Here is a 9,136-nt window from a genome sequence, read left to right as displayed (position 1 = left end):
ATAAAACTCAATATCTACTTATATGATTTTATAATTTATCTTTAACTGTTAATGACCTCTTTTCTATTTGTGATAGGGTTCTCCCGACATGATCCGGTATCCACGGTAAATTTGCTCTAGCAGGATTACACGCATCAGCTGGTGCGGAAATGTCATTTTTGAAAAACTAAGTGCATAATCCGATTTTTCCAGAATTGCCTTCCCGATCCCTATGGATCCGCCAATCACAAAAATAATGTGACTGGTTCCCTGAATGCCAAGTTTTTCAATTTTCTCTGAAAATTCTTCGGAGGTCAGCTGCTTTCCGCCTATCTCCAGTGTAATAAGATATGCATCCTCACGGATATATTTCAAAAGACGTTCGGCCTCTTTTTGCCGGATCATTTCCTCTGCATTTTCGCTGGCATTGTCCGGTGTCTTTTCATCCGCCACCTCAATGATCTCCAGCTTGCAGTAGCGGCTCAGTCTCTTCGTATATTCCGCGATCGCATCCCGCAGATACTTTTCTTTTATTTTTCCAACCGTCAGTACGGTTATCTTCATTCTATTCTTTCCTCTCTTTCGCTGTATCAGTCTGTATAGTTATGCCCTTTCATACATATAAAGCTCATGCAGTGCTCTTGTTGCACAGATGTATTTTGCCTGCCCGGTCATCGGATTTTCTTTCTTCGGGAACACGCCGAATACCTGATCAAATTCCAGTCCCTTTGCCATATAGAAAGTCGTTACTGTCACGCCTTTTTCAAAGGTACTGCTGTCCCGGTCAATACAGTTTACCGGAAGTCCACGGTTTGAAAGCATCCTGGTCATTGTATACGCCTCGTCCATCGTCTCCGTCAGAACTGCGGCGGTCTCATATTTATCCATTCCGGCATCTGCCTCCCGGATAAGTTCATTTAACAGTTCCTCATCCGAATCAAATGTCTTTTCGATCACTGGTTTGCCATGACGCTCCAGATATTCCAGATCCTTTTCCCCGGTAAATTTCGCTGCATACTCTGCGATTTCAATGGTATTCCGGTAACTTTTATTCATGATGATCTTGCGGATCGTACGTCCGAAAATCTTCGGCAGGAATGTCAGTACATCCTGCATCTGACTGTCCAGTGTCTGCGCCCGGTCGCCAAGGATCGTCATCCGGCAGGAAAACAGACGGGACAGTACCACGTACTGCAAATATGAATAATCCTGCATCTCGTCGATCACCAGATGCTTGATATGCTTATGTCTGGTTCCTCCAAGCATCCGGTATTTGAGATAAAGTACCGGAAATACGTCTTCATACTGGAGTTTTCTGTTCTCATACGGAATTTTTGCCAGTGTCTCATACCCACTGTCCTCCAAAAACCAGTTATATATTTTGTAAATATCACGGGTAACATACATCCGGTTGAATTTCTCCCGGATCTCTTCTATCTCATCTTCCGGAAGATTCCGGTTATACAATGTCTCGTATTCATCCACCAGATATTCCATCACCGCATCCATCCTTGCAAGGATCGGAATATCCTGAAATTTGAAATAGAACAGATGGATCAGCTCCTCTTCGGTTTTTTCCAGAGTACGGATCTTAACCGGCTTAAAATCCATCAGCTGATCTTCCAGAACTGCCAGAAAGCCTTCCATCTCTCCGACAAATCCGGCAGACTGCTTCTTCAGATAGCTCTCCCGGATTCCCATCTCCGGAAAATGGATCAGCTTCTCCAGATAATCATAACGGTCCTCACAGTCCGATACGATTCCTTTCAATTCTCTGTACGCAAACAGATCAAAACTCATTTCCTGGATATTTTCTTCTCCAAGCTCTGGCAGAATGTGGGAAATATAATCCGCAAATACGCTGTTCGGTGAAAGGATCAGGATATCCGATGCTTTTAAATTTTTCCTGTCGTGATACAAAAGATATGCAATCCGGTGCAGTGCAACGGAGGTTTTCCCACTTCCTGCGGCTCCCTGAATAACCAGAACTTTGTCCTTTACATTCCGAATGATCTCATTCTGTTCTTTCTGGATAGTACGGACAATATTCTTCAGTTGTACATCCCCGTTACTTCCAAGCTCCTGTTTCAGGATCTCATCATCAATCTTGGTGTCACTTTCAAATGCATAAACCATCTTCCCTTTCTTGATCTTATACTGCCATTTGGAAGTAATCTCCCCTTCAATGGTTCCTCCCGGTGCTTCATAAGAAGCCTGTCCTCTGTCATAATCATAAAAAAGACCGCTCACTGGCGCCCTCCAGTCGTAGATCAGTGGCGTCATTCCTGCCTTAGGCGCAAAATTGCCGATTCCGATGTAAAAACTTTCGCTTTCTTCTTCCCCCTCAAAGAGAAAATCCACTCTTCCGAAATATGGGGAGTCGATCATTTTCTTAAGGCGCTGTTTTTTCATCAGACGTTCATTGTTCGCATTAACTTCTCCGAGAAGTGCCTGCTGATTATCATAATTTTCATAACCATACTCATCCATCTCCGTATAGTTTTCCCAATAATAATCATGCATGCTCTCAATCTGTTTTTCTCCTTCAAGAAACAATGCGTTGATCTCGGTAATGCGTGTCTTCAGTTTCTCTTCAACCTCTTCCAGAAACCGAATCTCACTGTTCATTGCGTCGTTATTACTCATATTCAAACCCTCTCATGATTACATCTTCCGATGATTTGTGCAATCTCTTCCGGCATCTTTGCAATGTAATCTGCACCGGCACTTTGAAGCTCCGCAAGATCTCCGTATCCATACAGGACACCGATCACCTGGATCCCATTCTCCTTTGCACCGTAGATATCATTATTTCTGTCACCGACCATAACGACCTGATCGTAATTCTCCCTTTCCACGCCCAGGTTATCCAACGCATACCGGATCACATCCGCCTTCCGGATCAGAGAGCCATCCATCGTAGCCCCGTAAATCCCTGCAAAATATTTTGCAAAGTCAAATTTGTCCGCAATCCTTTTTGCATACTCTTCCGGTTTTGAAGTCGCCACTGCAAGTATATATCCTTCATTTTTCAAAGATTCCAGCGTCTCCGCAAGCCCTTCATACACCGAATTCTCAAAAATGCCTTTCACCGCATAATATTCCCGGTAATACTTTACTCCAAGCAGCGCCTCTTCCTCAGACATCCCATAATATTTCTCCATTGATTCCGTCAACGGCGGTCCGATAAATTTCTTTAAAGTATCCCGATCACCAACTTCCCGGTTCATTTTATTCAGTGCATACTCCACCGAATTCATAATCCCTGGTCCCGATTCCGTAATCGTCCCATCCAAATCAAATAAGATATATTTATACTTCATAATACCCCTCTTTCACAAAATAATACTTTTTTTATTGTACCATTTTTGACCAGTCCTGTCCAGAAATGTAAATCTACAGAACTCTTTTAAAATCAACCACAACATACAAACCAGCGTCCGATTTTCCCTCTATAACCGCCAGTTTTCTCCCCTTTGTATAACTTCTTTGCATTTTTTACCAATACCGTAGAACGACCACCTGGGGAAAAATAATTGCTCCAATTCTATTTTGTGCAATGGAGATGAAACTCAAAAATTATGGAAGCCTCTGCTGACATAATTTTCGCCCTAAGAGGTTCATCGGAATGGTTTGCACAACTTGAATTGGAGCAATTATTTTTCCCCAGGTGGTCTACACAACCCCTATAAAAAACCGCAGTCCCATCAAAGGAAACTGCGGTCATAACCCTTATTTATTTGAAAGATACTCGTCGATACCTCTTGCACCAGCTTTTCCGGCTCCCATAGCAAGGATTACTGTAGCTGCACCTGTTACGGCATCTCCACCTGCGTATACGCCTTCTTTAGAAGTCTTTCCGTGTTCTTCGTCTGCAACGATACATTTCCACTTGTTAACTTCCAGTCCTTCTGTTGTAGAAGAAATCAGCGGGTTCGGCGATGTTCCGAGTGACATGATAACTGTATCAACATCGATCACGAATTCAGAACCTTCAACCGGTACAGGACGTCTTCTTCCTGATGCGTCCGGTTCACCAAGTTCCATACGAACACATTTGATTCCTTTTACCCATCCATCTTCTTCGAGGATTTCTACCGGGTTTGTCAGTAGGTCGAACTGTACACCTTCTTCTTTTGCGTGATGAACTTCTTCTACACGGGCCGGAAGCTCTTCTTCGCTACGACGATATACGATATGAACTTCTGCTCCAAGACGAAGTGCTGTTCTTGCAGCATCCATTGCTACGTTACCACCACCAACAACTGCAACTTTCTTACCAGCTGCGATCGGTGTATCATAAGAATCATCAAATGCTTTCATAAGGTTACTTCTTGTCAGGTATTCATTTGCAGAAAATACACCGTTGGCATTTTCCCCCGGGATTCCCATGAATTTTGGAAGTCCTGCTCCTGATCCGATAAATACTGCTTCAAATCCTTCGTCTTCAATCAGCATATCGATTGTAGTAGATTTACCGATTACAACGTTTGTCTCAAAGTGAACACCAAGCTCTTTTACTTTTGCGATCTCTTTTGCAACGACTTTCTGTTTTGGAAGACGGAATTCCGGAATACCATATACAAGTACTCCACCGAGTTCATGAAGTGCTTCAAATACAGTTACATCATAGCCAAGCTTTGCAAGGTCGCCTGCACAGGTAAGTCCTGCCGGACCAGAACCGATAACGGCAACTTTGTGTCCGTTCTTCTTGTCAGCTCCAACCGGTTTGATGTCATGCTCCAGAGCGTAATCAGCAACGAATCTTTCCAGCTTACCGATAGAAATAGATTCTCCTTTGATACCACGGATACATTTTCCTTCGCACTGTGATTCCTGCGGACATACACGTCCACAAACAGCAGGAAGTGCAGAAGACTGTCCGATAATCTTATATGCTTCTTCGATATTGCCTTCTTTTACTTCATGAACGAATGCAGGAATATTGATTCCTACAGGACATCCCTGAATACATTTAGCATTCTTACAGTTGATACAACGGCTTGCTTCTTCCATTGCTTCTTCCTGATTATATCCGTAACATACTTCTTCAAAATTTGTTGCACGTACCTTCGGATCCTGTTCTCTTACAGGTACTTTCTTTAATACGTCTGCCATTATTCGTCACCTCCGCAATGACCGCATCCACCGTGATGTGTGTCACCTTCCTGTAATTTCAGCATAGCTCTGCCTTCCTGAGTCTTATACATCTGCTGTCTCTTCATTGCTTCATCAAAGTTAACGAGATGTCCGTCAAATTCCGGTCCGTCTACACATGCAAATTTGATTTCATCGCCTACGTGGAGACGGCATGCACCACACATACCTGTTCCGTCTACCATGATCGGGTTCATGCTGACGATAGTCGGGATTTCGAGTTTCTTTGTGAGCAGACATACGAATTTCATCATGATCATCGGACCGATTGCAACACAGACATCATACTTGTTACCTTCTGCAACAAGTGCTTCGATCTTTGTTGTTACCATACCTGCATGTCCGTATGTACCGTCATCTGTACATGGGTAATAATTTCCTGCAACTGCTTCCATCTCTTTTTCGAGAATCAGCATATCTTTTGTCTTAGAACCAACGATAACATCTACATCGATCCCATGTGCGTGCATCCATTTAACCTGCGGGTATACAGGGGCTGCACCAACACCACCGGCTACAAATAAGATCTTTTTATTCTTCAGACTCTCAATATCCTCTGAAATCAATTCAGATGGGCATCCGAGCGGTCCTGTGAAATCTCTGAAAGAGTCTCCTGCTTTTAATTGTGCCATCTTCTCAGTAGATGCTCCTACTGTCTGGAATACGATGGTAATTGTTCCTTCTTCTCTGTCATAATCGCAGATTGTCAGCGGAATTCTTTCCCCCTTGTCATCCATCTTGACAATTACGAACTGTCCTGGCTCACAGTGCTTTGCCACACGTGGTGCTTCTACATCCATAAGATAAATCTTATCAGCCAGTTTTTCAGCTTTTCTTATCTTGTACATTGCATTGCCTCCTAAAATATTTACTCTCTTTATGATAAATTATTGCAAAGTAAATAGCAAGTATTTCTTTTTAATTTGTTAAAAAATTATTTATGTCATAAATATAACTATCTTTTTTATCTATAAGTACCAATATTTCTTCTATAAATCTGCCAAAATTCTTCCGGTTATCAAAATTTTCAACTACATAAAATCTTGTGCCGACACGAATTTTTACCTGCTGACCGGATATAAAAATGAGACAGACGGTCAATATTAAGTCCGTCTGTCTCTGTAAGAACTGTATTCTCTTTTTTAAAAATCTACTTCTGTTCCATAATATGTACAGTTGAAAAGTTTTTCCATAGCTGCCGGATCGATCGGACGTGGGTTGGATCCTGTACATGCATCACCAACTGCAAGTTCTGAAATCTTTGCAATTTTTTCTTTGAATTCTGCTTCGTCAATACCGAAATCTTTCAGTGTCTTCGGAATATTCAGTTCTACATTAAATGCATCGATCTTTGCACACAGGCTGTTGATCAGCGCTTTCTCAGATGTACCCGGAAGTCCCATTCTGCGTGCGATTTCTGCATAACGTTTTGCAGCGACCGGATCTTTTGCATTATACTTAATTACATATGGAAGATAAATTGCATTTGCGCATCCGTGCGGAATGTGTCCGGTTGAAAATGCCGCACCTGTCTTATGTGCCATAGAATGTACGATTCCAAGAAGTGCATTGGAGAATGCCATTCCTGCAAGACACTGTGCATAATGCATCTGCTCTCTTGCTACCATATCACATTTGTAAGATGCCGGAAGGTAATCCAGAACCATCTCGATTGCCTGCAGTGCAAGCGGATCTGTAAATGGACAGTTCAAGGTAGATACATAAGCTTCGATCGCATGTGTCAGTGCATCCATACCTGTGTAAGCAACCTGCTTTACCGGGAGACCCATGACAAGATCCGGGTCTACAATTGCAACGTCCGGTGTAATATTAAAATCGGCAAGTGGGTATTTTACTCCGGTCTGATAGTTGGTAATAACGGAGAATGCTGTTACTTCTGTTGCTGTTCCTGATGTTGACGGAATTGCAGCAAATTTTGCTTTTGTTCTTAATTCCGGGAAGTTGAACGGAATACAGAGATCTTCAAATGTAACATCCGGATATTCATAGAATGCCCACATTGCTTTTGCAGCATCAATCGGTGATCCGCCACCCATAGCTACGATCCAGTCCGGCTGGAACTCCTGCATAACTGCTGCACCTTTCATAACGGTCTCAACAGATGGATCTGGCTCAACACCTTCAAAAAGCTTTACTTCCATTCCTGCTTCTTTCAGATAGTTCTCAGCTCTGTCGAGGAATCCCTGACGCTTCATGGAACCTCCTCCGACAACCAGGATTGCTTTTTTTCCTTTCAGGTTCTTCAGTTCTTCAAGACATCCTTTTCCATGGTAAATATCTCTTGGTAATGTAAATCTGCTCATTTCAAACACTCCTTCGCCCTTAAAGTATGTTATCTTTTTGACAATCACATTGTATCTCAATTCTATCCTTTTTGCAATATTTTACCACAAATAAATTGTATTTGTTTCCATACAATTATACATTTTTAATAAGCCATATTAACCCCACTCTATTCATAAAATATTTGATTTGTGATATATTTCACATATTTACGCAAGTTATCCACAAATGAAAGTAATCGAAAAAGAGTACGCTTTACCAGTCTGCTCTGACAAGCAGACGACTCGGCATACTCTCTTCTTAAAATCGGGTTTTACTCTATATTCAGTTCATAATTTCTTCTTGTGACATCACTTAATCTGCCTTTTTGATCCTGCAGAACAAAGCTGAAAATCGTACTTCCCGCCGGCATTACGATCGGCCCGGTATACTCCTGCGTCGCAGAATTATTCTCCGGATCCGGATCTGATCCATCCGTCGTGTAATATGCCGTATACTTATCCGGTACAACTACACTGATTGATTGGACATGGTTATACTGCCCGGTCGATGGAGTCACCGCCGGCGCATCTGCAATCGGGAACTCAACTTTATAAGTTTTACTTTCTGTCAGGCTTGGAATTCCTTTCTTATTAACAGAAATTGCTTTCACCGTTGTCTCACCTTCACCGATCTTGATCGGTTCCGTATATTTCGTACTTGAAATTGTCGGCTCTGAACCGTCTGTCGTATAGTAGATCGCTTTTCCTTTTCCGGTCAGTTCCAGTGCCTGCACTTCATCATATGTCTCTGTCTCATCCAGACTAAACTCCGGTTCACCTGACACATAATCCTTCAGTGCTTCAAGAACCGTATCACTGGTACATGCATTCAGAAGCGGTGATACCTTTTCTTCCTGTTTGGTATCAATATAAAATTCTACCGCTGCACGATAAATTTCTGCATTTCCGGACTGCTTTGCAATCTCGTCTGTAAAAACTTCTTCTGCCTGATCCAGATCATCCTTGGCAATATAAACCTTTGAAATCCCTGTATAAGCTTCTGCTTTCTTCGGACTTCCAGAAGCTGCTTTTTCAAATACAGTGAGTGCGTTCTCATATTCGGAAGCTGCCAGAAGCCGGTATCCTTTCTTTACTTTTCCGGTATATGAATTTTGATAAAACAAGAAAATAAGTCCTGCCAGAACAATACACCCCGCCAATAGCATAAGCAGCATTTTCCGGCGTTTTTTTCTGGCGCGCTCTTTTCTCTTTTCTGCCCGCATACGCCGCAATCTGCGTTCTTCTTCATACGCTCTTCTCGTCTGTTCCCGCGCATCTTCTCTTTGACCCACACGTCCGGTAGCCGGTCTGACATCACTGCGTCTGACCACTGCATCTCTTCCACGCCTGGTCACAGTTCCCTGCTGGCGACGACCAACACTTCCTGAATTTTCCACACACCTGGTCTCTCCTCCAACAATTTCCCGTCTTTCATATACCGGATTTGCCGAACCAGAATAGCTGACATCTTGCTTTTCCTGCTCACCCAGATGAAGCGACATTGTCTGTGTAATGCCTCCTTTTAACTGAGCAGTCAGCATATCATCAAGTGGGTTATAATCAGGCACGATCTGTATTTCCCTGCCGCATCTAGGACAGATCAACTGATCTTCAGGCAAATCTGCTCCACAGTGCATACATTTCATTGTCTTTCG

General features: G+C 42.7%; 7 protein-coding genes. All 7 read right to left on the bottom strand.

What is annotated here, in order from left to right:
- Positions 1–63: 63 nt before the first annotated feature.
- The 7 genes from rlmH to PGU50_RS15280 all read right to left on the bottom strand — a co-directional run bounded on the left by rlmH (position 64) and on the right by PGU50_RS15280 (position 9,127).
- Positions 64–543: a 23S rRNA (pseudouridine(1915)-N(3))-methyltransferase RlmH gene (rlmH, locus tag PGU50_RS15310; RefSeq protein ID WP_117556734.1), complete on the bottom strand. Its 480-nt coding sequence runs from the start codon at positions 541–543 to the stop codon at positions 64–66.
- 39 nt (positions 544–582) lie between these two features.
- Positions 583–2,607 (bottom strand): HelD family protein, encoded by a 2,025-nt coding sequence (locus tag PGU50_RS15305; RefSeq protein ID WP_442872535.1) that lies wholly within the window; start codon positions 2,605–2,607, stop codon positions 583–585.
- Positions 2,608–2,627: 20 nt separating this feature from the next.
- The gene (locus PGU50_RS15300; RefSeq protein WP_117556730.1) at positions 2,628–3,302 is read right to left on the bottom strand and encodes an HAD family hydrolase; all 675 of its coding nucleotides are present in this window, start codon (positions 3,300–3,302) and stop codon (positions 2,628–2,630) included.
- Between the two features lie 409 nt (positions 3,303–3,711).
- Positions 3,712–5,097, bottom strand: a complete 1,386-nt coding sequence (gltA, locus tag PGU50_RS15295) for an NADPH-dependent glutamate synthase (protein ID WP_117556726.1) — start codon at positions 5,095–5,097, stop codon at positions 3,712–3,714.
- A complete protein-coding gene (locus PGU50_RS15290) occupies positions 5,097–5,984 on the bottom strand; it encodes a sulfide/dihydroorotate dehydrogenase-like FAD/NAD-binding protein (protein ID WP_055156711.1) in 888 nt (295 codons plus the stop codon). The genes gltA and PGU50_RS15290 overlap by 1 nt, the downstream gene beginning before the upstream one ends.
- Positions 5,985–6,278: 294 nt before the next feature.
- Entirely contained in the window at positions 6,279–7,460 is a 1,182-nt protein-coding gene (locus tag PGU50_RS15285) for an iron-containing alcohol dehydrogenase (RefSeq protein ID WP_022219898.1), read from the bottom strand.
- A gap of 293 nt (positions 7,461–7,753) precedes the next feature.
- Positions 7,754–9,127, bottom strand: a complete 1,374-nt coding sequence (locus PGU50_RS15280) for a chitobiase/beta-hexosaminidase C-terminal domain-containing protein (protein ID WP_270247339.1) — start codon at positions 9,125–9,127, stop codon at positions 7,754–7,756.
- Positions 9,128–9,136: the final 9 nt, after the last annotated feature.

Source organism: Coprococcus sp. AM11-30B, assembly GCF_027674365.1.
In the GTDB taxonomy this organism is placed as follows: domain Bacteria; phylum Bacillota; class Clostridia; order Lachnospirales; family Lachnospiraceae; genus Allocoprococcus; species Allocoprococcus comes.
Note: the sequence above shows the minus strand (reverse complement) of the source record. Positions and strands in the feature narration are given on the sequence as shown.

Bases quoted from the DNA above. Each gene is read 5' to 3' on its own strand.
- PGU50_RS15285 (WP_022219898.1), bottom strand. From the start codon at position 7,460: ATGAGCAGATTTACATTACCAAGAGATATTTACCATGGAAAAGGATGT.
- PGU50_RS15305 (WP_442872535.1), bottom strand. From the start codon at position 2,607: ATGAACAGTGAGATTCGGTTTCTGGAAGAGGTTGAAGAGAAACTGAAG.
- rlmH (WP_117556734.1), bottom strand. From the start codon at position 543: ATGAAGATAACCGTACTGACGGTTGGAAAAATAAAAGAAAAGTATCTG.
- PGU50_RS15290 (WP_055156711.1), bottom strand. From the start codon at position 5,984: ATGTACAAGATAAGAAAAGCTGAAAAACTGGCTGATAAGATTTATCTT.
- PGU50_RS15280 (WP_270247339.1), bottom strand. From the start codon at position 9,127: ATGAAATGTATGCACTGTGGAGCAGATTTGCCTGAAGATCAGTTGATC.
- PGU50_RS15300 (WP_117556730.1), bottom strand. From the start codon at position 3,302: ATGAAGTATAAATATATCTTATTTGATTTGGATGGGACGATTACGGAA.
- gltA (WP_117556726.1), bottom strand. From the start codon at position 5,097: ATGGCAGACGTATTAAAGAAAGTACCTGTAAGAGAACAGGATCCGAAG.